Source organism: Roseateles sp. GW821-FHT09H10 (assembly GCF_059415865.1).
The window spans coordinates 232,378-259,282 of sequence record NZ_JBWKOB010000001.1; the positions used below are offsets into that span (position 1 = coordinate 232,378).

24 protein-coding genes and 1 other RNA gene are annotated in these 26,905 nt (G+C 68.4%); 16 read left to right on the forward strand and 9 right to left on the reverse strand.

What is annotated here, in order from left to right:
- Window positions 1-270 precede the first annotated feature (270 nt).
- Complete coding sequence (locus AC07OY_RS00940; RefSeq protein ID WP_495040656.1) at window positions 271-921, reverse strand: hypothetical protein; 651 nt, start codon at window positions 919-921, stop codon at window positions 271-273.
- A gap of 214 nt (window positions 922-1,135) precedes the next feature.
- Here AC07OY_RS00940 and AC07OY_RS00945 point away from each other — a divergent pair, with 214 nt between their 5' ends.
- The 6 genes from AC07OY_RS00945 (at window position 1,136) to AC07OY_RS00970 (ending at window position 6,274) form a co-directional block, all read left to right on the forward strand.
- On the forward strand, window positions 1,136-2,053 hold the full coding sequence (locus AC07OY_RS00945) for a LysR substrate-binding domain-containing protein (protein ID WP_495040657.1): 918 nt from the start codon (window positions 1,136-1,138) through the stop codon (window positions 2,051-2,053).
- A gap of 108 nt (window positions 2,054-2,161) precedes the next feature.
- Window positions 2,162-3,052 carry an amino acid ABC transporter substrate-binding protein gene (locus tag AC07OY_RS00950; protein ID WP_495040658.1) on the forward strand — a complete coding sequence of 297 codons (891 nt, stop codon included), beginning with the start codon at window positions 2,162-2,164 and terminating at the stop codon, window positions 3,050-3,052.
- Window positions 3,053-3,131: 79 nt separating this feature from the next.
- Window positions 3,132-3,869, forward strand: a complete 738-nt coding sequence (locus tag AC07OY_RS00955; protein WP_495040659.1) for an amino acid ABC transporter permease — start codon at window positions 3,132-3,134, stop codon at window positions 3,867-3,869.
- On the forward strand, window positions 3,869-4,534 hold the full coding sequence (locus AC07OY_RS00960; protein WP_495040660.1) for an amino acid ABC transporter permease: 666 nt from the start codon (window positions 3,869-3,871) through the stop codon (window positions 4,532-4,534). The genes AC07OY_RS00955 and AC07OY_RS00960 overlap by 1 nt, the downstream gene beginning before the upstream one ends.
- A 12-nt stretch (window positions 4,535-4,546) precedes the next feature.
- Window positions 4,547-5,281 (forward strand): amino acid ABC transporter ATP-binding protein, encoded by a 735-nt coding sequence (locus AC07OY_RS00965; RefSeq protein WP_495040661.1) that lies wholly within the window; start codon window positions 4,547-4,549, stop codon window positions 5,279-5,281.
- Between the two features lie 15 nt (window positions 5,282-5,296).
- On the forward strand, window positions 5,297-6,274 hold the full coding sequence (locus AC07OY_RS00970; protein ID WP_495040662.1) for a catalase family protein: 978 nt from the start codon (window positions 5,297-5,299) through the stop codon (window positions 6,272-6,274).
- Between the two features lie 43 nt (window positions 6,275-6,317).
- Here AC07OY_RS00970 and AC07OY_RS00975 read toward each other — a convergent pair whose 3' ends face one another.
- Both AC07OY_RS00975 and AC07OY_RS00980 read right to left on the reverse strand, forming a co-directional pair.
- Window positions 6,318-7,193: a DUF4394 domain-containing protein gene (locus AC07OY_RS00975; protein ID WP_495040663.1), complete on the reverse strand. Its 876-nt coding sequence runs from the start codon at window positions 7,191-7,193 to the stop codon at window positions 6,318-6,320.
- Window positions 7,194-7,294: 101 nt separating this feature from the next.
- Window positions 7,295-8,047 carry an SDR family NAD(P)-dependent oxidoreductase gene (locus tag AC07OY_RS00980; RefSeq protein WP_495040664.1) on the reverse strand — a complete coding sequence of 251 codons (753 nt, stop codon included), beginning with the start codon at window positions 8,045-8,047 and terminating at the stop codon, window positions 7,295-7,297.
- Between the two features lie 77 nt (window positions 8,048-8,124).
- Here AC07OY_RS00980 and AC07OY_RS00985 point away from each other — a divergent pair, with 77 nt between their 5' ends.
- Window positions 8,125-9,057: a LysR family transcriptional regulator gene (locus tag AC07OY_RS00985; RefSeq protein ID WP_495040665.1), complete on the forward strand. Its 933-nt coding sequence runs from the start codon at window positions 8,125-8,127 to the stop codon at window positions 9,055-9,057.
- 1 nt (window position 9,058) lies between these two features.
- On the opposite strand, the gene AC07OY_RS00990 is transcribed toward AC07OY_RS00985, so the two are convergent.
- The 4 genes from AC07OY_RS00990 to AC07OY_RS01005 are packed head-to-tail and all read right to left on the reverse strand — an operon-like array spanning window position 9,059 to window position 13,693.
- A complete protein-coding gene (locus tag AC07OY_RS00990) occupies window positions 9,059-10,261 on the reverse strand; it encodes a toxic anion resistance protein (RefSeq protein WP_495040666.1) in 1,203 nt (400 codons plus the stop codon).
- The gene (locus AC07OY_RS00995) at window positions 10,258-10,911 is read right to left on the reverse strand and encodes a hypothetical protein (protein ID WP_495040667.1); all 654 of its coding nucleotides are present in this window, start codon (window positions 10,909-10,911) and stop codon (window positions 10,258-10,260) included. Before AC07OY_RS00995 ends, AC07OY_RS00990 begins: the two co-directional genes overlap by 4 nt.
- Window positions 10,908-12,569, reverse strand: coding sequence for a vWA domain-containing protein (locus tag AC07OY_RS01000; RefSeq protein ID WP_495040668.1), 1,662 nt, complete (start codon window positions 12,567-12,569; stop codon window positions 10,908-10,910). Before AC07OY_RS01000 ends, AC07OY_RS00995 begins: the two co-directional genes overlap by 4 nt.
- Window positions 12,569-13,693 (reverse strand): hypothetical protein, encoded by a 1,125-nt coding sequence (locus AC07OY_RS01005; protein WP_495040669.1) that lies wholly within the window; start codon window positions 13,691-13,693, stop codon window positions 12,569-12,571. The genes AC07OY_RS01000 and AC07OY_RS01005 overlap by 1 nt, the downstream gene beginning before the upstream one ends.
- Window positions 13,694-13,776: 83 nt before the next feature.
- Here AC07OY_RS01005 and pyrC point away from each other — a divergent pair, with 83 nt between their 5' ends.
- The 5 genes from pyrC to AC07OY_RS01030 are packed head-to-tail and all read left to right on the forward strand — an operon-like array spanning window position 13,777 to window position 18,737.
- The gene (gene pyrC, locus AC07OY_RS01010; RefSeq protein ID WP_495040670.1) at window positions 13,777-14,820 is read left to right on the forward strand and encodes a dihydroorotase; all 1,044 of its coding nucleotides are present in this window, start codon (window positions 13,777-13,779) and stop codon (window positions 14,818-14,820) included.
- Complete coding sequence (locus AC07OY_RS01015) at window positions 14,817-15,674, forward strand: NYN domain-containing protein (protein ID WP_495040671.1); 858 nt, start codon at window positions 14,817-14,819, stop codon at window positions 15,672-15,674. The genes pyrC and AC07OY_RS01015 overlap by 4 nt, the downstream gene beginning before the upstream one ends.
- Window positions 15,671-16,372, forward strand: coding sequence for a DUF3025 domain-containing protein (locus AC07OY_RS01020; RefSeq protein ID WP_495040672.1), 702 nt, complete (start codon window positions 15,671-15,673; stop codon window positions 16,370-16,372). The genes AC07OY_RS01015 and AC07OY_RS01020 overlap by 4 nt, the downstream gene beginning before the upstream one ends.
- Window positions 16,373-16,380: 8 nt before the next feature.
- Window positions 16,381-17,730, forward strand: a complete 1,350-nt coding sequence (locus tag AC07OY_RS01025) for a S1 family peptidase (RefSeq protein WP_495040673.1) — start codon at window positions 16,381-16,383, stop codon at window positions 17,728-17,730.
- The gene (locus AC07OY_RS01030; protein ID WP_495040674.1) at window positions 17,727-18,737 is read left to right on the forward strand and encodes an FHA domain-containing protein; all 1,011 of its coding nucleotides are present in this window, start codon (window positions 17,727-17,729) and stop codon (window positions 18,735-18,737) included. Before AC07OY_RS01025 ends, AC07OY_RS01030 begins: the two co-directional genes overlap by 4 nt.
- A 13-nt stretch (window positions 18,738-18,750) precedes the next feature.
- Here AC07OY_RS01030 and cysK read toward each other — a convergent pair whose 3' ends face one another.
- Window positions 18,751-19,668, reverse strand: a complete 918-nt coding sequence (cysK, locus tag AC07OY_RS01035; protein WP_495040675.1) for a cysteine synthase A — start codon at window positions 19,666-19,668, stop codon at window positions 18,751-18,753.
- Window positions 19,669-19,947: 279 nt separating this feature from the next.
- Here cysK and rnpB point away from each other — a divergent pair.
- The 4 genes from rnpB (at window position 19,948) to AC07OY_RS01055 (ending at window position 24,544) form a co-directional block, all read left to right on the forward strand.
- An RNA gene (gene rnpB, locus AC07OY_RS01040) (RNase P RNA component class A) lies at window positions 19,948-20,395 on the forward strand.
- A 342-nt stretch (window positions 20,396-20,737) separates the two neighbouring features.
- Complete coding sequence (locus AC07OY_RS01045) at window positions 20,738-22,318, forward strand: methyl-accepting chemotaxis protein (protein ID WP_495040676.1); 1,581 nt, start codon at window positions 20,738-20,740, stop codon at window positions 22,316-22,318.
- Between the two features lie 93 nt (window positions 22,319-22,411).
- Window positions 22,412-23,620 (forward strand): multidrug effflux MFS transporter, encoded by a 1,209-nt coding sequence (locus AC07OY_RS01050; protein WP_495040677.1) that lies wholly within the window; start codon window positions 22,412-22,414, stop codon window positions 23,618-23,620.
- 30 nt (window positions 23,621-23,650) lie between these two features.
- The gene (locus AC07OY_RS01055) at window positions 23,651-24,544 is read left to right on the forward strand and encodes a carbonic anhydrase (protein ID WP_495040678.1); all 894 of its coding nucleotides are present in this window, start codon (window positions 23,651-23,653) and stop codon (window positions 24,542-24,544) included.
- On the opposite strand, the gene AC07OY_RS01060 is transcribed toward AC07OY_RS01055, so the two are convergent.
- Window positions 24,510-26,861, reverse strand: coding sequence for an ATP-binding protein (locus AC07OY_RS01060; RefSeq protein WP_495040679.1), 2,352 nt, complete (start codon window positions 26,859-26,861; stop codon window positions 24,510-24,512). The two genes, AC07OY_RS01055 and AC07OY_RS01060, sit on opposite strands and share 35 nt — an antisense overlap.
- Window positions 26,862-26,905 lie beyond the last annotated feature (44 nt).

Genomic DNA, 26,905 nt, shown 5'->3' on the forward strand with positions numbered 1-26,905 from the left:
AGAGTTGGAACTGGAGCGGCCGCGGACTTTGCGGCGCGCCGAAAAAATGGGGCCTTGGAATCGGCCCGATTTCGTTAGCACTCGAATGTACTGAGTGCTAGCAGAAAGGCATTATAGGGACGGAGGATGGCGATTCAAGCCTCCCGCCGCCCGGCTCTGCATCTCTTGTCCATGGGACGGCTCCCGCCATCCCGGCGGATGTCCGCCTGAATAGCGGCGGCCCAATGAAAAACGACCGCCGAGGCGGTCGTTCTTGCGGGAGAGGCAGGCTCAGCGAGCGGCGCGGCGGCGCGTCCAGCCCAGGCCGGCGAGCGCGCCCAGGGCCAGTGCCACGCTGGCCGGCTCGGGCAGGCGGCCGGGCTCTGCGGTGCGGAAGCTGATGTTGTCGAGCAGCACGGTCTGGTCGTTGGCCGAGAAGGTGACGCTGCGGGCGATGCCCTGGAAGGGCAGGTTGACCAGGCCGGACCAGTTGCAGAACACGAAGTTGGAGCAGCTGGCGCCGGTGAGGCCGGTCAGGCCCAGGCCGAGTTCCTTGCCGGCGGCGTCAAACACATGGACCGACAGGTTGATGCCCAGGGTGCTGCCCGAGTAGATGAAGGACAGGGCGTCGAAGCCTTCGGCCAGTTCCATCGTCACGCTGCGGGTGCCGGCGGCCGCGGGCTTGGTCCAGTCTTCAGCCAGGTAGAGGGCGCCACAGCTGCCGCTGCGCACGAAGCTGATGGTGCCGGGTTCGCCGTTCGGGCCGTAGCTGCAGGCTTCGGAGGTGGCGGCAAACGCTGAACCGCTGGCCACGACGCCCTTGGAGGCGTAGCGGTTGGTCAGCTTCTCCATGGCCTGGACATCCTCGAAGTCCAGCGTCACGGTACCGGCCATGGCCGTTTGCATGGTGGCCGTCAAGGCGAGTGCCAGAAGTTTGCTCATCGCGCGCATGGCGTTCTCCGCAGGTTTGTTCGAGTTGGGTTGTGGGCGGACTGTAAACAAGGGTCCTCATCCCGGGCCGGCCGCCGCCCCTTCAGTTGAGGGGGAGTGCGGGTCCTAGGGGCCGCGCTTAGGGGGGATGGCGCTAGGCGTGCGCGCATATCTGAGCTTGGCGGCTCGGGCAGGGCGGGCAAATGCCTTGGCTACACTGCCGCGGGTGGAAACCAAATGGCTTGAAGACTTCGTCAGCCTGGCCGAGACGCGCAGCTTTTCCCGCTCCGCCCAGCTGCGCCACGTGACCCAGCCGGCGTTCTCGCGCCGCATCCAGGCCCTGGAGGCCTGGGCCGGGGTCGACCTCGTGGACCGATCGTCCTACCCGACCCGGCTGACGGCGGCCGGCGCCACGCTGCTGGCGCAGGCGGTCGAGCTGCTCGGCAATCTGCAGGCGACGCGCAATATGCTGCGCAGCCACCAGGCGGCCGACCAGGACATGATCGAGTTCGCCGTGCCGCACTCGCTGGCCTTCTCCTTTTTCCCGCACTGGCTGATGAGCCTGCGCCGCGGCTTCGGCGCGATCAAGTGCAGGCTCAACGCGGCCAATGTGCACGACGCCATGCTGCAGCTCAGCGAAGGCAATTGCGATCTGCTGCTGGTCTATCACCACGCCAGCCAGCCGCTGCAGCTGGATCCCGAGCGCTACCAGATGGTGTCGCTGGGCCACGAGACGCTGTCGCCCTATGCCAAGGCGGACAGCCAGGGCGAGCCGATGTTCCGCCTGCCGGGCCGGCCCGGGCAGAAGATCCCCTTCCTGAGCTATGCCTCGGGCGCCTATCTGGGCCGTCTCGTCGAGCTCATCGTGAAAGAGGCCGACTGCGCGCTGAACCTGGACGCCATCTACGAGACCGACATGGCCGAAGGCCTGAAGGCCATGGCCCTCGAGGGCCACGGCTTCGCCTTCCTGCCGGCCAGCTCGGTGCAGAAGGAGATCGCCAGCGGGCGCCTCGTGCCGGCCGCCGCGCCGGGGACTTTCAGCGTCAGCATGGAGCTGCGCATCTACCGCGAAAAGCCCGAGCTTTCGCGCCGGCAGAAACCTGCCTCCTTGGCTTTGTGGGATTACCTGTCGTCCGCGGCATGACCTCATCCCGCATGCGCATGCATCGTGTAAACCCGTATTCGGGCTGAGTGCACGGCGTGGTCTGCTCACGCCTGTTATCGATATCCACTTCCTGTTGTTGGAGTCTCCATGAAGAAAGTTCTGCTCGTCGCGGCCCTGGTCGCCGGCGCTTCGGCTGTGCATGCACAAGACACGCTGAAGAAGATCAAGGACAACGGCGCGATCACCCTGGGCGTGCGCGAGTCGTCCGGCCTGTCCTACACCATCGGCGATGGCAAGTTCGTCGGCTTCCACATCGACGTCTGCGATCACATCGTGGCTGACCTGCGCAAGCAAGTGGGCGGCAAGCTGGAGGTCAAGCTCCAGCCGGTCACGTCCGCCAACCGCATCCCCTTGACCGTCAACGGCACCGTCGACCTGGAATGCGGCTCGACCACCAACACCGCAGCGCGCCAGAAGGATGTCGCCTTCGCCGTGACGACCTATGTCGAGGAAGTGCGCATCGCCGTGAAGGCCGCCTCCGGCATCACCAACATCGGCCAGCTCAACGGCAAGACCGTCGCGACCACCACGGGCACGACTTCGGTGCAGACCCTGCGCAAGCATGAGCGCGCCACGGGCGTGGACTTCAAGGAAGTGTTCGGCAAGGACCACGCCGACAGCTTCCTGCTGCTGGACTCCGGCCGCGCCGACGCCTTCGTCATGGACGGCTCCATCCTGGCCAAGAACATCGCGACGTCCAAGGCGCCGAACGACTTCAAGATCGTCGGCGAAGTGCTGTCGGTCGAGCCGATCGCCATCATGATGCGCAAGGACGATCCGGCCTTCAAGACCGCGGTCGACAACAGCATCAAGGGCATGATGAAGTCGGGCGAGCTGGCCAAGCTCTATGACAAGTGGTTCCTGCAGCCCATCCCGCCGACCAACGCCAAGATCGGCCTGCCGCTGTCCGCCGCGACCAAGGACGCCTGGGCCAACCCCAACGACAAGCCCGCCGAAGACTACGCCGCGAAGAAGTGATTCGCGCGTTGATCTGAAAGACCGCAAAGCGGGTGCCTGGCACCCGCTTTGCTTTAGATAGAAGGCTGAGGAGAGGGCGATGAGTTGGGACTGGCAGGTGTTCTGCAAGAACACCCTGGATCAGGAGGTCATCGGCAGTTGCTTTGGCAGCAACGGTGACATCACATATCTGCAATGGATGTTGTCGGCCTGGGGCTGGACGGTGAGCGTCGCCGCGCTGGCGCTGGTGCTGGCCTTGAGCGTCGGCTCGCTGATGGGCATCCTGCGCACCGCGCCGAATCGCGGGCTGGTGTTCATCGGCAATGCGTGGACGGAGCTGTTCCGCAACGTCCCGCTGCTGGTGCAGATCTTCCTCTGGTATTACGTGCTGCCCGAGATCTTCACGCCGCTGCGTGCCGTGCCGAGCTTCGTCCTGGTGGTGTTCGCGCTCGGCTTCTTCACGTCGGCGCGCGTGGCCGAGCAGGTGCGCGCCGGCATCCAGAGCCTGCCCAAGGGCCAGCGCTATGCGGGCCTGGCGATGGGCTTGACCCTGCCGCAGACCTACCGCTACGTGCTGCTGCCGATGGCCTTTCGCATCGTCATCCCGCCGCTGACCAGCGAAAGCATGAACATCGTCAAGAACTCGTCGGTGGCCTTCGCGGTCAGCATCGCCGAGCTGACGATGTTCTCCATCCAGGCCAGCGAGGAAACCTCGCGCAACATCGAGATCTATCTCGCCGTCACCGGCCTGTACTTCATCTCCGCCTTCGCGATCAACCGGGTGGCCCTCGTCATCGAAAACCGGCTGCGCGTGCCGGGCATGATGGGGGGCAAGTGATGAATCTCGACTTCAGCTTCCTCACCTGGAACGTCATTTCCAGCTTCGTTGCCAAGGGCTTCATCTTCTCCATCCAGCTGACGCTGATCGCCATGATCGGCGGCATCGTGCTGGGCACGCTGCTGGCGCTGATGCGCCTGTCCGGCAAGCCCTGGCTGGAGATGCCCGCGGCGGCCTACGTCAACACGCTGCGCTCCATCCCGCTGGTGATGGTGATCCTGTGGTTCTTCCTGCTGATCCCGCTGCTGACCGGCAAGGCGCTCGGCGCGGAGCTGTCGGCCATCATCACCTTCACGCTGTTCGAGGCGGCCTACTACTCCGAGATCATGCGGGCGGGCATCCAGAGCGTGCCCAAGGGCCAGGTGTTCGCGGGCTATGCGGTCGGCATGAACTACCGCCAGACCATGCAGCTCGTCGTGCTGCCCCAGGCCTTCCGCAACATGCTGCCGGTGCTGATGACCCAGACCATCATCCTGTTCCAGGACACGTCCCTGGTCTACGCCATCGGTGCCTATGACCTGCTGAAGGGCTTCGAGGTCGCGGGCAAGAACTTCAACCGTCCGGTCGAGACCTACCTCACCGCCGCCGTCATCTATTTCGTCATCTGCTTCGGCCTGTCCATGCTGGTCCGCCGGCTGCAGGCCAAGATCCAGATCATTCGATAAGAAGAGTCCGCCATGATCGACATCAAGAACGTTTCCAAGTGGTACGGCAGCTTCCAGGTGCTGACCGACTGCACGACGAACATCCAGAAGGGCGAGGTCGTGGTCGTCTGCGGGCCGTCGGGCTCGGGCAAGTCGACGCTGATCAAGACCGTCAATGCGCTGGAGCCCTTCCAGAAGGGCGACATCGTCGTCGACGGCATCTCCATCGCTGATCCCAAGACCAACCTTCCCAAGCTGCGCTCGCGCGTCGGCATGGTGTTCCAGCACTTCGAGCTGTTTCCCCATCTGTCGGTGACCGAGAACCTGACCATCGCGCAGATCAAGGTGCTGGGCCGCTCGGCCGACGACGCCAAGACGCGCGGCCTGAAGATGCTGGACCGCGTGGGCCTCTCCGCCCACAAGGACAAGTTCCCCGGCCAGCTCTCCGGCGGCCAGCAGCAGCGCGTGGCCATCGCCCGCGCGCTGTCCATGGACCCCATCGTCATGCTGTTCGACGAGCCCACCTCGGCCCTGGACCCGGAAATGGTCGGCGAAGTGCTGGACGTGATGGTGCAGCTGGCCCATGAGGGCATGACCATGATGTGCGTGACCCACGAGATGGGCTTCGCCAAGAAGGTCAGCAACCGCGTCATCTTCATGGACGCCGGCAAGATCATCGAGGACTGCAGCAGCAGCGACTTCTTCAACAAGCCCGAGGAGCGCTCGCCGCGCGCCAAGGACTTCCTGGCCAAGATCCTCCAACACTGATCCCAGGAGCTCGCCATGGCTGCGATCGGCACCGGTTGGAAGGAAGTCATTTCATCCGACGAGGCCGCGCGCCATGCCGAGGCGGCCCAGATGATGGCCGCGATGCAGAAGCGCAAGGACGAGCGCTACGGCGCCGGCCGGGCCCTGCACCGCAAGGCCCTGGCCGCCGTGCGCGGCCGGCTGCGCGTGCTGGACGGCCTGCCCGAGCAGGCCCGCCAAGGCCTTTTCGCCACGCCGGGCGAGCATGAGGTGTGGGTGCGCCTGTCCAACGGCGCCATGGACAAGCAGAGCAACCGCCGGCCCGACATCCGCGGGTTCGCGATGCGGGTCTTCGGCGTCGACGGCGAAGCGGCCCTGGGCGGCCGCACCGACCACCAGGACATCTCCCTGATCAACCAGGTGGCCTTTGCCTTTCCCGACAGCCGGCATTTCTTCGGCCTGGTGGAGGCGGCCGGCCGCAGCCCCGGCGCCGTCATCGGCTGGATGTTCAAGACCTTCGGCCTCATCGGCGGCTTCAAGCAGCTCAAGAGGCTGGCCGCCACGGCCGGCAAGCCCTTCACGGGCTTCGCGACCGAGGCCTTTGCCAGCACCCTGCCCATCAGCTGCGGCCCGGCCGCCGTCAAGGTGCGGCTGCTGCCGCCGGCCGGGCTCAAGCCGCGCGCTGAAGTCAATGGCGACTGGGCCGGCGACCTCGCCGCCCAGGCCGCTGCCGGGCCGCTGAAGTACCGCCTGCAGCTGCAGTTCTTTGTCGACGAGGCGCGCACGCCGCTGGAGGACGCTTCGGTCGAATGGCCAGAGTCCGTCGCGCCCTTTGTCGATGTGGCCGAACTCACGCTCGAAGCCCCGGCGACCGACGTCGACTTCGTCTCCCGCGTCGAGGCCGGCGTCTTCGATCCCTGGCAGGCCCTGGCCGCGCACCGCCCGCTGGGCGAGGTCATGCGCGCCCGCAAGGTGGCCTATTTCGTCAGCCAGCAGGGCCGCGGCGTGGCCTAGCCTTGGCGCTGGGCGGCCTCAGCGGCCGCCGCGCCGCGGATGCTCAGGGCTCGATCGCGGCGCCCACCACCGCGCCGGCGTCGACCGTGCCGATGCGTGTCGCCTTGCCGGTGGCCAGATCGATGCGGTACCAGCTCGACTTGCCGTCCGCCGTGACGGCCGCATAGGCCGCGTTGGACACGTCGGAGATGTCCAGCGTCGCGCGCTGGAAGGGGCCGATGCCCAGCGAGCCGACGGTGTAGAGCTTGCCGGTGTTGGGCGAGACGAGGGGCTGCACGCCTTCCTTCGTGCCCTGGTGTGCCAGCACGCCCTGGCGGCCGTCCAACGCGTAGTTGGTGGTGATCTTGTCGTTGTCCTTGTTGTAGGTGTAGCCGGCCGCGACGATGGCGGGCGACTTGCCGGCATTCGCGTCGGCGGCGTCATAGGCCAGGCGGCCATCGAACTGCACGCCCGGCTCGTTGGCATTGCCGTCGACGACGGCGCCGGTGTCGGGATGCAGGCGCAGATTGAAGCCGGCGTCGTTGACGACGCGGATGCGGTCCACCGTGGGGTTGAAGTCGAAGCCCCACTCGGTGGCGCCCTCGCTGGGCAGGGCGTTGGGCGTGCCGACAGCCGTGAGGGCGCCGGTCTTGGTGTCGATACGGTAGAGCTGGCCGCTGGCGCCCAGGCCGAAGAGCTGGCCCTTGGCGACGCGGTAGTCGATGCCCACGAGCTTGTCACCCGCATTGAGGCCGGTCAGCGGCTTGCTGGACAGGGTCTTCTGCGGCTGGCCGGCATTGAACTGCACCAGCAGCTGGCTGGCCGCCGTCACGGCGTAGATCGTCTCCTTGGCCGGCGGGCCCAGGGGTTCCATCGGCGCGGTGGCGCAGGCGCAAAGCAGCGCGGCGGTGGCGGCCAGCGGGAGGACGTGACGGGGCATGGCATCTCCAAAGTGTTGGGGGCGCACGCTTTATACGTGCGCCACTCCCGCCGTGGATGCCTCAGCCCCGCTGGGAGCGGGGGTTAGAGGGGCTGGAGGTGTCAGAGGAACATGCCGCCCGATGCCTCGATGCGCTGGCCGGTGATCCAGCCGGCGCCCGGGCGCATCAGGGCCGCTGCGGCGCCGCCGATGTCCTCGGCCTCGCCGGCCCGGCCCATGGCCGTGACCGAGGCGACGAAGCGGTTCAGCTCGGCGTTGTCACGCACGGCGCCGCCGCCGAAATCGGTGGCGATGGCGCCGGGGGCCAGCGTGTTGACGCGGATGCCGCGGGCGGCCAGCTCCTTGGCCTGGTAGCGGCTCAGCACCTCGACGGCGCCCTTCATCGCCGCGTAGGCGGCATAGCCGGGAATGGCGAAACGGGCCAGGCCGCTGGAGATGTTGAGGACACTGGCGCCGTCGCCCAGCAGCGCCAGCAGGGCCTGGGTCAGGAAGAAGGGCCCCTTGAGGTGGATGGCCAGCATGCTGTCGAACTGGGCCGGCGTGGTCTCGGCAAAGCTGGCATGGGCGCCGGCGCCGGCGTTGTTGATGAGGCCGTCGAGGCGGCTCGCGCCCCAGGCCGCCAGGCCCGCCTGCACGCGCCCGGCGAAGGCCGGGAAGCTCGCGGCATCGGCCACGTCCAGCGGCAGGGCCAGGGCGCGCCGGCCCAGGGCCTGGATCTGGTCGACGACGGCTTGGGCCTTGGTGGCAGCGTCACGGTAGGTCAGCAGGATGTCGTGGCCGTCGCGGGCCAGGGCCAGGGCCATGGCTGCGCCGAGGCCGCGGCTGCCGCCGGTGATCAGGGTGATGGGATTCATTGCAGCTCCGTCAGGTGTGTGGGGACGGAGGGAAATTTATTGTTCGCCGCGAAATGGATAAAGTCAGGGAAATTGAAATGACTGTGCTCAGAATGTCATCCAATGTCGAGCTGGCCGCGCTGCGTGTCTTCCTGCAGGTGGCCGAGCTGGCCCATTTCAGCCGTGCGGCCGATGAGCTCGGCCTGCCCAAGGGCCGGGTCAGCCAGGTCGTGCGCGACCTGGAGGCCCGGCTTGGCACGCGGCTGTTCCAGCGCACGACGCGGCGCGTCAGCCTGACTTCGGACGGCGAGCTGCTGGCCGAGCGCGCCCGCCTGCTGCTGGGCGATGCCAGCGAGATCGAAGCCCTGTTCCAGCAGGACCAGCAGCTCGGCGGCCGGCTGCGCGTGGACCTGCCGGTGCGGCTGGCCCTGGACCTCGTGCTGCCGGCCCTGCCGGCCTTCCTGGCCGAGCATCCGGGGCTGCAGGTGGAGCTGAGCTGCACGGACCGGCGCGTGGACCTGGTGGAGGAGGGCTTCGACTGCGTGCTGCGCGTGGGCGCCGTGCACGACCCCATGCTGGTCGCCAGGCCCGTGGGTCAACTGGCGATGATGAATGTGGCCAGCCCCGCCTATCTGGCGCGGCGCGGCACGCCGTCGACGCCGGAGGATCTGCTGGCCCAGGGCCATGAGCTGGTGCACTACAGCCAGAGCTGGACCGACCGTCGGCCGCGATTCGACTGGGTGGACGACGAGGGTCGGCCGCACAGCCTGGCCCTGCCGGCGCGGGTCACGGTCAACCACACCGATGCCTACGAGGTCGCGGCGCTGAACGGCATGGGCATCGTGCAGGCGCCCTGCGTCGGCATGCGCGCGGCCGTGGCGGACGGGCGGCTGGTGCGCCTGCTGCAGGGCTACGAGCCCGCGCCCATGCCGGTGCAGCTCGTCATGAGCCAGCGCCGCCACACGCCGCGAAGGGTGCGGGTGTTCATGGACTGGTTGACCGGCCTGCTGGCCGGCTATCTCGCCGGCTAGCTCAGAGCTTGACCGGCCCGTCGATGGCCGTGCCGCCCACCGCTTCCTTGGCCTGCTGCTGGCGCACGCGGTCCAGATAGCCCTCGGAGCGCTGAAGCTGCTCCTGGATGAGCTTGTTGTTGGTGCCCATGGTCTCTATGGCCTTGCTGCGGAAGTTGTCCATCGCGTCCATGGCCTGGAAGGTCTGGTCGAACATGGACTGGATCTGCTGGATGCCCAGCATGGGGTTGGACGAGAACTCGGCCGTCGCGTCGACATGCTGGTTCAGGGCCGTGCCGGTCTGGTTGATGAGGTCGCCGATGGTCTTGTTGACACCCTGCAGCATCTGCATGACCTCGATCTGGTTGCCGGTGGCGCGGGCCACGGTCTGGGCCACCGCGAGCGCGCTCATGCCGGTGGTGGCGACGCGGTCGCAGCCGATCATCATTTCGCGGCCGGTCTTCTTCAGCACGTCCAGGGCCAGATAGCCGTTCACGCAGACGGCCTGCTGGGTCTGGATGTCGGCCAGGTTCTGGCGGGCATAGAACAGCACCTCTTGCTCGAGGGCCTTGGCCTTCATCGGGTCGCTTGCCTGCAGCTGCTGCACGCGCGTGGCCAGGCGCTCGTCCAGCACGCGGGCGAAGCGGGCCGCGCCGGCGAGCTTCTGCATCGCCTCCCAGAGCTTGGCGCGCGTGCCTTCGATGTCGATGACGTCCTTCTGGATGTCGTCCTTGGCGGCGTAGAGCTGGGTCATGGCCGTCTGCAGCTGCGAGCTGGCGGACTGGAAGCGGCGGAAGTAGGCCTCCAGCTTGTTGCCGAAGGGGATGATGCCCAGCAGCTTGCGCGGCTGCAGCAGGTCGCCGTCCTTGCCGGGGTTGAGCTCGTCGAGCTGGCCGCGGATGGCGGCGATGGCCTTGTAGGCCGGCGTGTCGGTCGCGCCGACGAAGTTGCGCTGCATCAGGCTACCCTGCATCAGGCCTGCGGCGACGCTGATCTCCTGGCGGCCGAGCTGGAAGGCGCTGTCGAGCTTGGCCTTGAAGGGCTCGCTGTGCAGGTCTTCCTTCTCCAGCGCCTCGATGAAGCGCTGGACCTGCTCGTCGACCTTGTCGGCCACCTCGGCCTTCAGCGGCACGGCCTCGACGGCCTGCACCGGCTGCACCGGCGTGATGACCTCGGGCGGGGTCAGCGTGAAGCTGGGGGCAGCAGTGGTCGTGGTCGTGTTCATGCGATGTCCTTGTTGCCGAACTTCTGGTTCAGGAATTCACTGTGGCGCAGGAAGGCCTGGGCGTCCTGCGAGGCGAGGTCGTCGCCGAGCTGCTCGACCTTGGTCTCCAGCTCGGCCAGCACGCCCTCGAAAGTCGTTTGCGCCGTCTTGCCATTGGCCAGCAGCTTGGTGGTGGCGAACTGGGCCGGGATGCTGAGATAGGTGTTCAGCGCCTGCGGCAGATAGCTGATGGCGATGTGGCGGGCATGGAAGGTTTCCTGCAGGCTCAAGTTGCCCTTGCTGCGCTCCCACTGGTCGAGCAGGCTCTCCAGGCGGCGGCAGAGCTGCATGATGCGCTGGGCCAGCGGCGCCGGGATGCGGCCGCCGGGGTTGTGCTCGGTCAGGCCGCGCACGCCGGCCAGGGCCCGGCCCATGGCCTCGCGGGCATCGCCCTCGTCTTCGAATTTCAGGGCCTCCCAGGCGTCTTCCTGGGTGCTGGGCCAGCCCCACCACAGCGCGCCGCCGACGAGGCCGACGACATAGCCCAGGGCCGCCACGCCCAGGCCCCAGCCGCCGAGCAGGCCCAGGGCCTTGAGCACCAGCACGCCGGTCGCCGCCAGCAGGCCGCACCAGTTGGCCGGCGCGTTCAGCCATCGAAAGAGACCCCTCATTGGTAGGCCCGGATGTCCTTGAACACCGCGTACAGCGGCATCTTGCGCGCGTCGAAGACCTTGCCGCCGGTGATCTCCACCAGGGCCTTCAGGTCGCCCTCGGCGGCCTCGCCGAACAGCACCATGAAGACGGGAATGCCGCGCACGTCCTCGGGCAGCTGCTCGTAGGCGCGCTTGAAGTCGTCCAGGCGCCGGCCCATATTGCTCTTGCCGTCGGTGAAGGCGACGACGGAGTACTGGTAGTCGGGGTTGCGCTTGCGCTCCTCCAGCATGTTCTGCAGGCCGGCCAGCACGGCGTCGTAGAGGGCCGTGCCGCCGGCCATCTGCAGGCCGTCGGCGGCGTCGCGCACGCGCCGGAGCTCGTTCAGCTTGGCTTCGGTGTCGGCCTGCGGCAGCACGCCCTTGGCCACCTTGCTGCCGGCCGGGATCTGGAAGGGCACGGCCTCGCGCGGGCGGTCGCTGAAGGGCAGGAACCACAGCCGCTCGCGGTTGGTCAGCTTGGCGACGCGGCCGGTCAGCGTCGCGTCGGCGCCGGCCAGGTAGTGGATGGCCTCGACGAGCTGCTCGCGGCGCTTGCCCTGCATGCTGCCGCTGGTGTCCAGCACGAAGGTGCTGGCGATGGGCTTGCGGAACTCGTTGAGGTAGGCGTCGATGAGGCCGTCGGCGAGCTGGCGGTCGGGCGAGAAGGGCAGCTCGACCTGGAAGCCGCGCGCCGGCAGGATGTCGGCCACCCGGGCGGCCAGTTCGGGCTTGATGGGACGGCGCAGCGTCTGTTTGGCCAGCCACAGCTGGGCGCTGTCGCTCTTCAGATAGTCCACCACCTTCTGGTAGTCGGCGCGGCGGGCGTCGTTGAGCAGCATCAGCGGATAGTCGGCCGTCGACACGCCCTCGAAGGGGTAGATCAGGTGCAGGGGCTCGCGCAGCTTGCCGCTGGCGTTCAGCGTCAGCAGCCAGCTCTCGTAGTTGATGAAGGCATTGGCCCGCGTGCCCTGCTGCTTGGTGAACTGCTCGGCCAGGTAGGTCGAGTTGTCGCCGACGATCTTGTAGCCCTTCAGGAAGTCGGCAATGGCGCCGCGGTCCACGTCGGCCGCGGAGAGCGCCTCGCCCTTGCCACCGGCCGCCGCGACGACGCCCAGCAGGGCCATGAAGCCCTGGTTGCTCGTCGCCGGGTTGGACAGGGCGTACTGCAGCTTGCCGGCCTTGGCGGCGCGGGCGATGTCGGCCCAAGTCAGCTTGGCATCGGGCCGGTCCCAGCCGTTCCTCGCGGCGTCGCTCTTGCTGACGCCCACGGCGATGGGCGACAGCATGATCTTTTCCTGCAGCTTGACCTTGCGCTGGCCGGTCGCATCGCTGAGCAGGTATTTGGCATTGGCGAACCAGGCCGCGTCGGGCGCCGGCTTGCCGCCGTTGTCGCCGCTGAGCACCTCCTGGGTGCTCTCCATGGTGCCGCCGAAGCGGAACTGCACGTCCACGCCGGTGGCCTGGCGGATCTGGGCCGCCAGGGGCTCGATGTCCTTGAGGTCGCTGGTGGCCAGCACCTGCAGCGTCGCGCCGGTGGCGGCAGCGGGCGGCGCCGCGGCAGGAGCGGGGGATTCGTCGGGCTTCTTGCCGCAAGCGGCCAGCAGTGTGAAGCTCAACAGCAACAGGGCACGGCGCATCACTGGTTCATCTCCCGGCTGACGATGTCGATCATTTCAAACATCAGATCGAAGCCCGGCGGGTCGATGACCTGGTTGAGCTTCACGTCCACGGCGAGGCCGGACTTCTGCGCGGCCTCGGCGAAAGCGGCCGTGTCGCCGGTGCGAAAGCCTTGTTCCAGCGCCACCGCCTGCAGCGTCTTGTTCGTCGCCAGCAGTTCGGCCAGCTGCTTGCCGCGCTCGTTCAGCGCCACCAGCACCCATTTGTTGACGATGGTGGGCTGGGGGTACATCAGCACCATTTCCGGCCGCACGCCGCCCTTCAGCGCCTGGGCCACCATCTGCGCCTCGTAGATGAAGGTCAGCGGCGTCTTGCCCATGCCGATGGCGAGGTAGTCGTCGAAGGCGCCGTTGACGTAGTTCTCCTGGAAGCCCTGGCGCTTGAAGAGTTCGGCCAGCTGCGTCGCGTACTTCTGCGCCGCCGTGCGGTCGGACACCACGTCGCCGTTCAGGGCTGCCGAGGTCAGGGCCAGATACATGGCCGCCGAGTTGCTGCGGCGGATGTCGGTGGTGCTGACCAGCACGCTGCGCGACACGGCGTAGTCGCCACTGCTCTTCAGGTCGCGCCAGCGCTGCTTGGCGAGCATGGCCTGGGTCAGCTTCTCCATGTCCAGGCTGTAGACCTTGGGTGCCTGGGCCTTGGCCATGCCGTTGGCGGCCAGGATCTTGGCGACCGGCTCCCAGGACGCGACCACCAGCGGCGTGTGGAAGGGCGAGGTCTGGGTGGCCGTCTTGCCGGCCTTGCGGGCGGCATCGGCAATCATGTTGGCGGCGACGACGCCGCTGGCGATGAAGAAGTCGGGCTGGTCGGCCGCGCCGATCTTGGCCGCCATGTCGCGGCTGCCGACGCGGGCCACCTGCACGGGCAGCTTGGCGCCGCCCAGGATCCTGCTGACGCGCTCGTCCTTGAAGAAGGCCTCCACATCGACGGCGATCAGCCCCTTGAGCGGCTCGGCGCTCGCGACAGCCGCCTGTTCCTGCGCGATCTGCTTGTGCTCCTCGTTGCTGCGCAGCGCAAAGAAGAGGGCGCCGCCAAAGGCTGCCAACAGGACCAGGGTGCCGACCAAGCGTTTCGCGTTATTCATGATGTGAGGAAACAGTCTCCTTTGCTATCAGGTGCGGAGTGTGACTGAAGCCGGACGCGGCTCGGCGGCGACAATCCGGTTTTATGACCCAAGCTCCCACCCAGCTCATCCTCACCCGGCCTGACGACTGGCACTTGCATCTGCGTGACGAGGCGGCGCTCGCCAGCGTGCTGCCCTACACGGCGCGCCAGTTCGCCCGGGCCATCGTCATGCCCAATCTGCGCCCGCCGGTCACGACGGCCGCCCAGGCCGTGGCTTACCGGGAGCGCATCCTGGCGGCCCTGCCCGAGGGCCTGGACTTCCAGCCGCTGATGACGATGTATCTGACGGACAACACGGCGCCGGACGAAATCAAGCGCGCCAAGGAGGCGGGCGTCGTCGCGCTCAAGCTCTACCCGGCCGGCGCCACGACCAACAGCGACGCCGGCGTGACCGACCTGCGCAAGACCTACAAGACGCTGGAAGCCATGCAGCGCGAAGGCCTGCTCTTCCTGGTGCACGGCGAGGTGACGGACGCCGACATCGATGTCTTCGACCGCGAGGCGGTGTTCGTCGACCGCGTCATGACGCCGCTGCGCGCCGCCATGCCCGAGCTCAAGGTGGTGTTCGAGCACATCACGACCAAGGAAGCGGCCCAGTACGTGACGGACAGCGACCGCTTCACGGCCGCCACCATCACGCCCCAGCATCTGCTCTACAACCGCAACGCCCTCTTCACCGGCGGCCTGCGCCCCCACTACTACTGCCTGCCCGTGCTCAAGCGCGAGGAGCATCGCCAGGCCCTGCTGAAGGCGGCCGGCTCCGGCCTGCCCAAGTTCTTCCTTGGCACCGACAGTGCGCCGCACGCCGCCCAGCTGAAGGAGAACTCGGTCTGCGGCGCCGGCTGCTTCACGGCCATCTCGGCGCTGGAGCTGTATGCCGAGGCTTTCGAAGGCATAGGCGCCCTGGACAAGCTGGACGCCTTCGCCGGCCACCATGGCCCCGACTTCTACGGCCTGCCGCGCAACACCACCACCGTCACGCTGAAGCGCGAGCCCTGGACGCTGCCGTCCGCCGTGCCCTTCGGCGAAGCCCAACTCAAGCCGCTGCGCGGCGGCGAAACGCTGAACTGGAAACTCATCGCATGAAGAAGGTTGCTTTCCTCGTCGACTTCGACAACGTCGCCACCGACGTCATCGAACAGGCGCTGCAGATGTGTTTCAGGGACTATGAAGCCGTCCACATCCGCCGCGCCTATTGCAATGCCGAGCAGGCCCACCACCAACAGGCCTTCATGAAGCGCCTGGGCCTGCGCGCCATCGTCAACCTGGCCATCGGCAAGAACTCGACCGACATCGCGCTGGCGGTGGATGCGATGGACATCGCCATCACCGAGCAGCCGGACGTCATCGTGCTGGTCTCCTCCGACAGCGACTTCGCGCCGCTGGTGCTGCGCCTGCGCGAGAAGGGCGCCTGGCTGCGCGGCTTCGGCCAGTACGGCAAGACCGGCGACGGCGTCATCCAGATCTACGACCAGTTCAACGAGCTGGCCCATGACAGCGGCCGCTCCACGTCCAAACAGGCGCCCAAGCCCGCGGCCAAGCGCGAGAGGCCGGCCCGCAAGGCCGCCGCCACCAAGCCGGCCGCGAAGAAAGCAGCCCCGGCCCCGGCCAAGGCCGACGCTCCGGCACCCAAGCCAGCACCGGCACCCGTGGCTGCCGCGAAGCCGGTCGCTGCGGCTGCCAAGCCTGCACCCAAGGCGGCCCCTGCGCCTGTGGATGCCCATGTCGCGGCCGCCAAGGAGATCAATGCCGTGCTGGCCCTGCTGCCCAAGCTGGCCGACGGCCAGTGGCATGACCTGGGCGCGGCGGCCAAGATCCTGAAGGATGCCGGCCTGCTGCCGAAGTCGGCGCCGGCCACCAAGCTGTTCCGCAAGCATCCGCAGGCCTTCCAGCTGCAGCCGGAGAAGCAGCCCAACCAGGTGCGTTTCGGCCACGGATGATCTCGCCCGATTGGGCGAGGCCCTGGTTTGCGCCCTACCGCGACGCGGCCGCGCCCGTGCTCGCCCGCCTGTCGGGCGGCGAGCCGGTGCACCGGGCCCTGGGCCACGCGCGCTTCGAGCCCGCCGGGCCGCTTTCAGTCGGCTATGAGCAGCACATTGCCGCCACCGGCCGCGTGCCGACGCGCGACAACGCCCATGACCTCTTCAACGGCCTGGTCTGGCTGCGCCATCCCGGCTTCAAGGCGGCGCTGAACCGCGCCCATCTCGACGCCCCGCCGGCCCCTCCCGGCCGCCGCGGCCCGCTGCGCGATGCGCTGACGCTGCTGGACGAAAGCGGCCTGCTGCTCGTCGCGCCACCTGAGCTGAGGGCCGCCTTGCGAGCGCGCGACTGGGTGGCGCTTTTCGTCACGCGGCGTGAGCTTTGGCAACAGGCGCAAGCCCTGGTCGTCGGCCATGCCCTGCTGGAGAAGCTGCTGGCGCCGCGCCGCAACCTGTGCGCGAGGGTGCTTTTCGTCGACAGCCTGGAGGCGCCCACCCTGGCTGCCAGCCTGGCCCCGGCCGACCTGCCGCCCCTGCCCCTGCTCGGCATTCCCGGCTGGTGGCCCCCGAATGAGGTGGCGGACTTCTACAGTGACGAGCAGGTCTTCCGGCCGAAGCGGCTAGTATCGGCAGCCTCCACGGGAGGTCTTGTTTGCTGAAGTCCTGTTTGAAGTCCCTGCTGGGCGCGGCGCTTGTCGGCCTCGCCCTAGCCGCCGGCGCGCAGTCGCCGCCGCCACCCGCTGCGCCGCCCAATCCGCAGCAGCCCCAGGCCCAGCAGCCGCCCACGGTGTCGGCCAGCGCCCGGCGCCTGTACGAGCGCAGCAAGGGCCAGCTGCTGCAGATCCGCACGCTGCTCAAGACCCAGGACAGCCAGGCCTCGGTCGGCTCGGGATTCCTGGTCAGCAATGACGGCCACATCGTCACCAACTACCACGTCATCAGCCAGTTCGCGCTGGAGCCCGACAGCTACCGCCTGCGCTATGCGACGACCGACGGCCAGGGCGGGGCGCTGGAACTGCTGGACTTCGACGCCCGCCGCGACCTGGCCCTTTTGCGCGCCGTCGGCGATGGGCTCAAGGGCCGTGGCGCCCTGGGCTTCCGTCCGCAGAACCAGCCGCTGGCCAAGGGCGAGCGCATCTATTCCATGGGCAACCCGCATGACGTGGCCTTCGCCGTCGTCGAGGGCAATTACAACGGCCTGGTGGAGCGCAGCTTCGACCCGCTGATCTATTACGCCGGCGGCATCAACCCCGGCATGAGCGGCGGCCCCGTGCTGGACGAGGACGGCCTGGTCGTCGGCGTCAATGTGTCGACGCTGCTGTTCGCCCAGCAGGTCAGCTTCCTGGTGCCGGGCGAGTTCGCTTCGGCCCTGGTCCAGCGCAGCCTGGCCGCCAAGCCCATCCGCAGTGCGGCCTGGGGCCGCCTGCGCGACCAGCTCACCAGATACCAGGACGAGATGGTCACCCGCTTCCTGGCCCTGCCTTGGGAGAGCGCCAACCACGACCGCTACCGCCTGCCGGTGCCCAAGCAGGACTTCATGCGCTGCTGGGGGCGCGGGACCTCGGCCGACACCAAGGGCCTGGACTTCGAGCGCTCGCAATGCCGCATGGACCATGCCCTCTTCGTCAGCGGCAATCTGCAGACCGGCTGGCTGGACATGTCCCACGAAGCCTATGACGGCGCCAAGCTCGGTGCGCTGCGCTTTGCGCGCCAGTACTCGGGGAGCTTTCGCAACGAACGCCTGGGCGCTGCCGACAAGTCGCGCACGGCGCCCTATTGCAAGGAGCAGTTCGTCGACCGGGATGGATTGCCGCTGCGCGCCGTCGTCTGCCTGCGCGCCTACCGCAAGCTGGACGGCCTGCACGACCTCAGCATCCTCGTGACGACGGTGGACTCGTCCACCGAGGGCGCCCTGGGCCGCTTCGACGCCCGAGGCGTCAGCTTCGACAACGCGCTCAAGCTCGCAGCGCACTACCTGGAAGGCTTCGCGTGGACCAAGAGCAGCAAGACCAAGTGACGCCGACGGCCCCCGCGGCCGCGCCCGCCGCTGCCGTCGTCGAGCTGCTGGGCCGCGATGGCCGTGCCGCCCTGGTGCAGCGCGTCACGCACTGGCCGGTGCGCATCGGCCGCTCGCCGGCCTGCGACATCGTGCTGGACGACGGCCACCTCGCCGCCGAGCATGCCGAGCTGCAGCTGACGCCCGAGGGCGGCGTGCGCCTGCGGCTGCTGGACAGCCGCAATGGCGGTGCCGTGGCCGGCAAGCGCCTGGCCGCGGGCGAAGAGGCCGTGCTGCCCGAGGGCGGCGCCTTCCAGCTCGCGACCTGCTCGCTGCGCCTGCGCACCAGCGCGGATGCGCCCGCGCCAGAGCAGCTGATGATCGTGCACCCGGTGCGGCATTGGGCCCTGCTGCCGCTGCTGCTGCTGTCCATGATGTTCTTCCAGTGGCTGGACCGCTGGAGCGCCGTGGACCCCGATTCGCGCTGGGTCGACTACGCCTCGCCGCTGCTGGCGCCCATGGCCTTCGTGCTGGCCTGGGCCGGCCTGTGGTCGCTGGCCAGCCAGCTCTTCCAGCACCGCTTCCCGTTCACGACGCATCTGCGCCGCGCCCTGCTCGTCATCGTCGCGCTGCAGGTGCTGGAATGGGTGCTGCCGGCCATCGCCTATGCCTTCTCCTGGCCGCGGCTGATGGTGATCGAGTCGCTGTCGACACCGGTCGCCGGCGCCTTCCTGATCGCCTGGCATGCCCGCCTGGTCTGGCCCGGCGCGCGGCGGATCCTGAACGGCGGCATCGCGGCCCTGCTGCTGCTGGGCCTGGGCCTGCAGGTCGGCAACCGCCAGGAGCAGCAATATGTCTTCGGTGCGCCCTATCTGGCCAGCCTGCCGCCGCCGGCCCTGCGCCTGGTGTCGCCGCGGCCGCCGGAAGACCTCATCGAGTCCCTGAAGCCGCTGAAGGCCGAACTGGCCAGGCAGGCGCGCAAGGACAACGAGGGCGCCGTCGACGACGACGCGGGCGGCGGCGAGTGACGCGCCGCCGCGCTCAGGTCTGGGGCAGGAAGCCGTCGACCGACAGATAGCGCTCGCCGGTGTCGTAGTTGAAGCCCAGCACCCGCGCTCCCGCGGGCAGCTCGGGCAGCTTCTGGGCGATGGCGGCCAGCGTGGCGCCGCTGGAGATGCCGACCAGCAGGCCTTCCTCGCGGGCGCAGCGGCGGGCGTATTCGCGCGCGGCCTCGGCCTCGACCTGGATGACGCCGTCCAGCAGGGCCGTGTCCAGCACCGCCGGGATGAAGCCCGCGCCGATGCCCTGGATGGGATGGGGGCTGGGCTGGCCGCCGCTGATGACGGGCGAGGCGCTGGGCTCGACGGCATAGACCAAGAGCCGCGGCCAGGCCGCCTTCAGCACCTGGGCACAGCCGGTGATGTGGCCGCCGGTGCCGACGCCGGTGATCAGCGCGTCCAGGCCGTCGGGGAAATCCTTCAGGATCTCCTGGGCCGTCGCCTTCACATGGATGGCGGGGTTGGCGGCGTTCTCGAACTGCTGCGGCATCCAGGAGCCCGGGTGCTGTTCCAGCAGCTCGCGGGCGCGGGCGATGGCGCCCTTCATGCCCTTTTCGCGCGGCGTCAGGTCAAAGCTGGCGCCGTAGGCCAGCATCAGGCGGCGGCGCTCGATGCTCATGCTGTCGGGCATGACGAGGATGAGCTTGTAGCCCTTGACGGCCGCCACCATGGCCAGGCCGACGCCGGTGTTGCCCGAGGTCGGCTCGATGATGGTGCCGCCCGGCTTCAGCAGGCCCTGCGCCTCGGCGTCCTCGATCATGGACAGCGCGATGCGGTCCTTGATGGAGCCACCCGGGTTGCTGCGCTCGGACTTGACCCAGACCTCGGCGCCGCTGAACAGGCGCTGCAGCCGGATGTGAGGGGTGTTGCCGATGGTGTCGAGGATGCTTTGGGCCTTCATGCGGTGTCCTGGGTGAAGGTGCGGGGTTGATCCTGAATCCGGCAGTTGGCCGCTTGCCAGTGTGCCAACACCGGGTCGTCGATGTCCTGATTGGCTGTCGACGAGCATCACTCCGTTGGGGAGCGCTGCACCCCCGCTGGTCTGGCGCTTCGGGCCGCATGCTGCGTTGCAAACCTAAGGCGGGCATTGAGCCCGCCATAGGTTTGCGCCTTGCCTGCGACCCGCCTCGCCAGCCCCTCGGGCGCGCCCAACTACCGAATTCAGGATAATCGCTAGTGTGAAGCAAGCCAGACCGCCGCTGGGGCAATCTCGGAAACGAGGCCCTGGAGGAAGGTCCGGACTGCATAGAGCGGCGTAGCAGCTAACGGCTGCCCGGCGAAAGCCGAGGATCAGAGCAACAGAGACGAGTCAAGGCAGGCCCCCGTCAGGAGGTGGTCTATGCGGAGCCGGCGCAAGCTGGCTTGGGGTGAGGCGCAAGCCTCGCACCATCGCGCGCAAGCGCGAACCGCGTAGCACCCAAGGCGGGCCAGGGCCCGCCTTGGGTGAAACGGGCAATCTCTACGCGCAGCAACACCAAGTAGGCCAGCGTTGATGCGGCTCGCAGAGCTGGCGGGTAGGTGGCACCGAGCCGGGCAGTGATGTCCGGCCCAGAGGAATGGCGGTCACGCCGTCCGAACCGCAAGGGGAGGGCGGTGCACAGAATCCGGCCTATCGGCTTGCTTCACTCTTTTTCACCAAGCTTTCTTCCCCCTCGCCAAGGCCTGCGGCAACGGCTAGATTTCACGTTGTCTCGGCGTTAGGTCCTCCAGCGCGAGGCCTTTGTGCCGAACACTCAGGTGAGTCGCGGGCGCCAGCCCCGACGGGGAGAAAACATGATCCCGATGAGGATCGAAGTCCGGGCTCAGGTCAGGGCCGGTGCCAACGACGGTGCCGAGCGACCTCCTGCCCGCGCGGTGGTCGCGCCCACAAATACTCCCCATTCGCGGCCTCCAGCCATTTCTGTTTCGAATCGCGGCACAACTGTCGGTGTGCCGCCAACGGTCATTCCGTGACCACAGGGGGTACTGAAATGAAGCTGAACCATCTGCGTCTGCGCTCCAAGCTGATGCTTGGGTTTGCCCTGCTGGCGGCCGTCGTGCTGCTGGTGTCGGGCCTGGCGCTGAATTCATTGAGCCGTTCCAACGGCCGGTTCACCGGCTATCTGGAGGGCGTGGGCGAGCGCGAGCGCCTCGTCAACGACGTGCGCGACGCCGCGTCGCGGCGGGCCATCACGGCGCGCAACCTGGTGCTGGTGACGGTGCCGGCCGATCGCGATGTCGAGAAGGCCGGCGTCACCAAAGCGCATGAGGACATGCAGCAAGCCATGGCCCGGCTCAAGCAGGCCCTGGCCAAGGCCAGCGACCTGGGCGAGCGCGACAAGGCCCTGGTGGCCGAGATGGAGCGCGTCGAGGCGCAATACGGCCCGGTGGCGCTGTCCATCGTCGGCATGGCCCTGGACGGCAAGCGCGACGAAGCCGTCACCAAGATGAATGCCGAATGCCGGCCGCTGCTGGCGGCCCTGCTGAAGGCGACCGACGACTACTTGGCCTACGAGAGCCAGCAGTCGGTCGTGCGGGTGCAGCAGGCCGAAGGCTCCTATGGCAATGACCGCCTGCTGATGGTGGGCGTCAGCCTGGCCGCGGTGGCCGCCGCGGTGGTGCTGGGCTGGGCGCTGAGCAATGCCGTCACGCGGCCGCTGGAGCGCGCGGTACGTCTGGCCGAAGCGGTGGCTTCGGGCGATCTGAGCTCCGACATCGTCGTCGACCGCCACGATGAAACCGGCCAGCTGCTGGCCGCGCTCAAGCGCATGAACGACGGCCTGGTCGACATGGTCGGCCGGGTGCGCCAGTCGGCCGACAGCATCGCCACGGCCTCGCAGGAGATCGCCAGCGGCAACCATGACCTTTCCAGCCGCACCGAGCAGCAGGCCAGCGCCCTGCAGCAGACGGCGGCGTCCATGCAGCAGATGACCTCCACCGTGCAGCAGACGGCCGAGAGCTCGCGCCAGGCCAGCCAGCTGGCCAGCGCCGCGACGGAGGTGGCTGGGCGCGGTGGCGACGTCGTGCAGCGCGTCGTCATGACCATGGGCGAGATCAGCGACTCCAGCCGCAAGATCGCCGACATCATCGGCACCATCGACGGCATCGCCTTCCAGACCAATATCCTGGCGCTGAACGCCGCGGTGGAAGCCGCGCGCGCCGGCGAGCAGGGCCGGGGCTTTGCCGTCGTGGCCGGCGAGGTGCGGGCCCTGGCCCAGCGCAGCGCCCAGGCGGCACGCGAGATCAAGGGCCTGATCGGGGCCAGCGTCGAGAAGGTCGAGGCCGGCAGCCAGCTGGTCGGCGAGGCCGGCACGACCATGGGCGACATCGTCAGCCAGGTGCGCCGCATGACGGACCTGATGGCCGAGATCAATGCCTCGGCCACCGAGCAGAGCAGCGGCATCGGCCAGGTCAACCAGTCGGTCGCCTCCATCGACCAGGGCACCCAGCAGAACGCCGCCCTTGTCGAGCAGAGCGCCGCCGCGGCCGAAAGCCTGCAGCAGCAGGCGGCCGGCCTGCTGGAAGTGATCTCCCAGTTCAAGACCGCTCAGAAGCGCTCCGGCTTCGCCTGAGCGTCATCCCCGCGACGGCGCGGGTGAAGAGGGGTCGATACACTGGCCGGCAGCCGCAACCCGCGGCTGCCGACTTCATCCAAGCACCCCCCGATGAATCCTGACGCCAGCCGCCTCTGGCGCGCGCCCCGCTGGGCCCTGTCCGTGCTGTTGGCCTGTTTGGCCATGGTCGGCCCCTTCTCCATCGACACCTATCTGCCGGCCTTCAAGGGCATTGGGGCTGCGCTGAACGCGACCCCGGTGGAGATGCAGCAGACGCTGTCCGCCTACCTGTTCGGGTTCGCCTTCATGAACCTGTTCCACGGTGCGCTGTCGGACTGCTTTGGCCGGCGGCCCGTCGTGCTGATCGGCCTGGCGGCGTTCACGGTGTCCAGCATCGGCTGTGCGGTGGCGGGCTCCATCGGCCAGCTGGTGTTCTGGCGCACCGTGCAGGGCATGTCCGCCGGAGCCGGCATCGTCGTGTCGCGGGCCATCATCCGCGACATGTTCCCGCCGGCGGACGCGCAGCGCGTGATGTCCCAGGTGACCCTCTTCTTTGGCGTGGCGCCGGCCATCGCGCCGATGGTCGGCGGCTTCCTCTTCAAGCATGCCGACTGGCATTCCATCTTCTGGTTCCTGGCCGCCGTCGGTGCGGCCCTGCTGGTCTCCAACTGGCGCCTGCTGCCCGAGACGCTGCACGCGAGCATGAGGCAGCCCTTCCATGTCGGCACGTTGATGCGCGAGTACCGGCGCTTGTGCAGCAGCCGCAAGTTCATGATGCTGGTGCTGGCCAGCGGCATTCCGTTCAACGGCATGTTTCTCTATGTGCTGGCGTCACCCGCCTTCCTTGGGCAGCACCTGCATTTTGAGGAGACGGAGTTCTTCTGGCTCTTCCTGTGCTCCATTGGCGGCATCATGGCCGGCGCGGCGATCAGCGGCCGGCTGGCCGGCAAGATGAGCGCCAAGCGCCAGATCATGCGGGGCTTCCGCATCATGGTGGCCGTGTCGATCAGCAATGTGCTGCTCAACCTGTTCGTCCCGCTGAGTGCCTTCTGGGCCTTGCCCATGGTCGGGCTGTTCGCTTTCGGCTGGGCCCTGATGGTGCCGGTCGTCACGCTGCTGGTGCTGGACCAGGTGCCCGAGCGCCGCGGCATGGCCTCGTCGCTGCAGGCCAGCATCGGCTCGGCGGCCAATGGCCTGGTGGCGGGTCTCCTGGTGCCCTTGGTCATGCACTCGACCGTGGCCCTGGCCCTCACGTCGGCCGGCCTGATGCTGATCGGCCTGGTGGCCTGGTACGGCGTGCGCCGTTCCATCCCCGCTTAAGCCGGGCGGCGGTCTGCCGAAATCACCGACATGATGAAAAAGCGCTGGCTGATCACTGCGCTGCTGGCCGCCTGCGCGGCCGTGCAGGCCGAGGAACCCAAGGAGGCCGTGGAGGTGCTGCGCCAGCGCCTGGCGGACCGTCTGTCCACCAAGGCTGAAGGCACGGCGACGGCCAAGTCAGCGGCCAAGCCGGCCAGGCCAGGCAAGGCCGAGGCGCACAAGCCGGTGCACTGGGGCTATGCCGGCGACATCGGGCCGGACCGTTGGGCCGAGCTGTCGCCGGACAACAAGCTCTGCGCCGTCGGCACGCGCCAGAGCCCCATCGACATCCGCGAGGGCATCGCCGTCGACCAGGAGAAGATCGCCTTCGACTACCGCGCCAGCAACTTCTCGGTGCAGGACAACGGCCACACCATCCAGGTCAATGTCGCGGCGGGCAACGGCCTGACCATCATGGGCCGGCGCTACGAGCTCGTGCAGTTCCACTTCCACCGGCCCAGCGAGGAGCGCGTCAACGGCAAGCAGTTCGACATGGTGGCTCACCTGGTGCACAAGGACGCCCAGGGCCGGCTCGCCGTCGTCGCCGTGCTGCTGGAACGCGGGCCTGACAACAAGCCCCAGCCGCTGATCCAGACCGTCTGGGCCAATCTGCCGCTGGAAAAGGGCGAGCCCCTGGCGGCCCAGGTGCAGCTCGACCTGAACCAGCTGCTGCCCGTGGAGCGCGGCTACTACACCTATATGGGGTCTCTCACGACGCCGCCCTGCAGCGAGGGCGTGCTGTGGATGGTCATGCGCCAGCCAGTCGCGGCCTCGGCCCAGCAGATCGGCATCTTCGGCAAGCTCTACCCGATGAATGCGCGGCCGCTGCAGGCCGGCTCGGGGCGGCTCATCAAAGAGTCGCTGAGCCCGTCAACCGGCCCCTGAGCGTGCTGCCCTTGCTGGTCGTGCGCACGCCCGACAGCCAGTCGTGCAGCGTCGCGAACAGCTGCTCGGCGACGACGGGCTTGGCGACGTGGTCGTCCATGCCGGCGTCCAGGCAGCGCTGGCGCTCGTCGTCGAAGGCATTGGCCGTCATCGCGAGGATGGGCAGTTCGGCGCCCTGGGGCAGGTCGCGGATGGCGCGCGTCGCATCCAGGCCGTCCATGACCGGCATCTGCACGTCCATCAGCACCAGGGCGTAGTCGCCGGCCTTGACCATGTCGACGGCCTGCTGGCCGTCGGCGGCGACATCCACCGTCAGGCCGGCGCTGCCGATCAGGGCCACGGCAACCTCCTGGTTGACCGGGTTGTCCTCGGCCAGCAGGATGCGGCGCGGCTGGGCCCGGGCCAGCTCGGCCAGGCGTTCGCGTGCCGAATGCGGCCGCGGTGCCGCGACGGGAGCCGCCGGCGCCTGGGCGGCGGCCTCGACGGGCAGCGTGAACCAGAAGCTGCTGCCGCGGCCCAGGGCGCTGTCGACGCCGACATGGCCGCCCATCAGCTCGGCGAGGCGCCGGCAGATGGCCAGGCCCAGGCCGGTGCCGCCATAGCGCCGGGTGGTGGAGCTGTCGGCCTGTTCGAAGTCGCGGAACAGGCGCGCCTGCGCGTCGGGCGCGATGCCGATGCCGCTGTCCTGCACCTCGAAGCGCAGGCTCAGGCCGGCCGGAGTTTCGTCCAGGCGCGCGGCCAGGCGCACGAAGCCCCGCTCGGTGAACTTGACCGCATTGCCGGCAAAGTTGAGCAGCACCTCGGAGATGCGCTGCGGGTCGCCGACCAGCACGCGGCTGCGCAGGGCCGGCGCGACATCGGTCTCGACGCGCAGGCGCTTGGCGGCGGCGGTCTGCGTCGTCATGTTGGCGATGTTGTCCAGCACCTCGCCGACGCTGAACTCGCGCTGCTCCAGCCTGACCTTGCCGGCCTCGATCTTGGAGAAGTCCAGCACGTTGTTGATGACGCTGAGCAGGTGCTCGGCGGCATTGGCCACCTTCTGCAGGCGCTGCTGCTGCTCGGGCTCGATGGTGTCGCTCTGGGCCAGATAGGTCAGGCCGATGATGGCATTCATCGGCGTGCGGATCTCGTGGCTCATATTGGCCAGGAAAGCGCTCTTGGCCAGGCTGGCGGCCTGGGCGGCCTGGGTGGCCTCGGCCAGCTCGGCGGTGCGGGCCTCGACCAGCTCCTCGAGATGGTGGCGGTAGCGCTCCAGCTCCAGCGCGTCGCGGCGCTGGCGCGAGATGTCGGTCAGGAAGCCGTGCCACAGCACGCTGCCGTCGGCCTCGCGCTGGGCGATGGCATTGCCGTAGATCCAGCGCTCGCTGCCATCGGCCTGGGGCGTGCGGAACTCCTGCTGCCAGGGGCTGAGGTTGCGGGCCGAGGCCAGCAGGCTCTCGCGCACGGCGGCGCGGTCGTCGGGGTGGACGCGCTCGAACCAGGGCGCCGCGCTGCGGCCGAGCTCGGCGCTGCCGAGCAGGAAGTATTCGCGCACCGCCTCGCTGACATAGGCGAAGGAGAACTCGCCGTTGACGGCCAGGCGCAGCTGGTAGACGACGCCGGGCACTGTCTCGGCCATGCCGCGCAGGCGCTCGATGAGATTGCGCTGGGCATCGAACTGCTGCTGCAGCGCGTCGCGCATGTGCTCGAGGTGGCCGCCGAGCAGGCCGATCTCGTCCTGGCGGGTGTGCTCCAGCTTGGCGTTGAAGCGGCCCTCGGCGAGGTCGTTGGCGAAGTCGCCGAGCTCGCGCAGCGGCCGGAACAGGCGGGAATTGAGCAGCCACAGCACCAGGGCCAGCGAGGCCAGCAGCTGGCCGCCCACCGTTGCGCCATACAGCCAGCGCTGGCGCAGCACTGCCGTCGTGCTGAGGTGGTCGTCGATCTCGATCTGGATGTGGCCGATGCGCGTGGCGCCGCGCAGGATGTCGCGCTCGCCGGTCAGGGTCTGGCCCAGGCGGCGCTCGGGCAGGTGGTTCTCGATGAAGGGCAGGCCTTGCGAGGCGTCGCTGACGCTGACGCGCACGACCTCGGGCGACTTGACGATGGCCGACACGACCTCGCGCGCCGCCACGGCATCCAGGTTCCACAGCAGCTCGGGCAGGCTGCTGGCCAGCACGTCGAGCTTGGCGTCGAGGTCGCGCTGCAGGGCCTGCTCGGCGACCTTGGATTCGCGCAGGCCAATGAAGAGGCCGCCGACGATCAGGGCCGGGAGCAGCAGGCCGATGCTGGCGCCGAGGGCCAGGGCGGCGAAGAGCGAGGACGAGGGCTTGCGGCTCAAAGTAGGGTCATGCTGCCATGAGTTCGGCCTGCTGAAAGCGAAAC

Excerpts from the sequence above, each read along its gene's own strand:
- AC07OY_RS00940 (WP_495040656.1), bottom strand. The coding sequence starts at position 921 with ATGAGCAAACTTCTGGCACTCGCCTTGACGGCCACCATGCAAACGGCC.
- AC07OY_RS00950 (WP_495040658.1), top strand. The coding sequence starts at position 2,162 with ATGAAGAAAGTTCTGCTCGTCGCGGCCCTGGTCGCCGGCGCTTCGGCT.
- AC07OY_RS00955 (WP_495040659.1), top strand. The coding sequence starts at position 3,132 with ATGAGTTGGGACTGGCAGGTGTTCTGCAAGAACACCCTGGATCAGGAG.
- AC07OY_RS00960 (WP_495040660.1), top strand. The coding sequence starts at position 3,869 with ATGAATCTCGACTTCAGCTTCCTCACCTGGAACGTCATTTCCAGCTTC.
- AC07OY_RS00965 (WP_495040661.1), top strand. The coding sequence starts at position 4,547 with ATGATCGACATCAAGAACGTTTCCAAGTGGTACGGCAGCTTCCAGGTG.
- AC07OY_RS00970 (WP_495040662.1), top strand. The coding sequence starts at position 5,297 with ATGGCTGCGATCGGCACCGGTTGGAAGGAAGTCATTTCATCCGACGAG.
- AC07OY_RS00975 (WP_495040663.1), bottom strand. The coding sequence starts at position 7,193 with ATGCCCCGTCACGTCCTCCCGCTGGCCGCCACCGCCGCGCTGCTTTGC.
- AC07OY_RS00980 (WP_495040664.1), bottom strand. The coding sequence starts at position 8,047 with ATGAATCCCATCACCCTGATCACCGGCGGCAGCCGCGGCCTCGGCGCA.
- AC07OY_RS00985 (WP_495040665.1), top strand. The coding sequence starts at position 8,125 with ATGACTGTGCTCAGAATGTCATCCAATGTCGAGCTGGCCGCGCTGCGT.
- AC07OY_RS00990 (WP_495040666.1), bottom strand. The coding sequence starts at position 10,261 with ATGAACACGACCACGACCACTGCTGCCCCCAGCTTCACGCTGACCCCG.
- AC07OY_RS00995 (WP_495040667.1), bottom strand. The coding sequence starts at position 10,911 with ATGAGGGGTCTCTTTCGATGGCTGAACGCGCCGGCCAACTGGTGCGGC.
- AC07OY_RS01000 (WP_495040668.1), bottom strand. The coding sequence starts at position 12,569 with ATGCGCCGTGCCCTGTTGCTGTTGAGCTTCACACTGCTGGCCGCTTGC.
- AC07OY_RS01005 (WP_495040669.1), bottom strand. The coding sequence starts at position 13,693 with ATGAATAACGCGAAACGCTTGGTCGGCACCCTGGTCCTGTTGGCAGCC.
- pyrC (WP_495040670.1), top strand. The coding sequence starts at position 13,777 with ATGACCCAAGCTCCCACCCAGCTCATCCTCACCCGGCCTGACGACTGG.
- AC07OY_RS01015 (WP_495040671.1), top strand. The coding sequence starts at position 14,817 with ATGAAGAAGGTTGCTTTCCTCGTCGACTTCGACAACGTCGCCACCGAC.
- AC07OY_RS01020 (WP_495040672.1), top strand. The coding sequence starts at position 15,671 with ATGATCTCGCCCGATTGGGCGAGGCCCTGGTTTGCGCCCTACCGCGAC.
- cysK (WP_495040675.1), bottom strand. The coding sequence starts at position 19,668 with ATGAAGGCCCAAAGCATCCTCGACACCATCGGCAACACCCCTCACATC.
- AC07OY_RS01045 (WP_495040676.1), top strand. The coding sequence starts at position 20,738 with ATGAAGCTGAACCATCTGCGTCTGCGCTCCAAGCTGATGCTTGGGTTT.
- AC07OY_RS01050 (WP_495040677.1), top strand. The coding sequence starts at position 22,412 with ATGAATCCTGACGCCAGCCGCCTCTGGCGCGCGCCCCGCTGGGCCCTG.
- AC07OY_RS01055 (WP_495040678.1), top strand. The coding sequence starts at position 23,651 with ATGATGAAAAAGCGCTGGCTGATCACTGCGCTGCTGGCCGCCTGCGCG.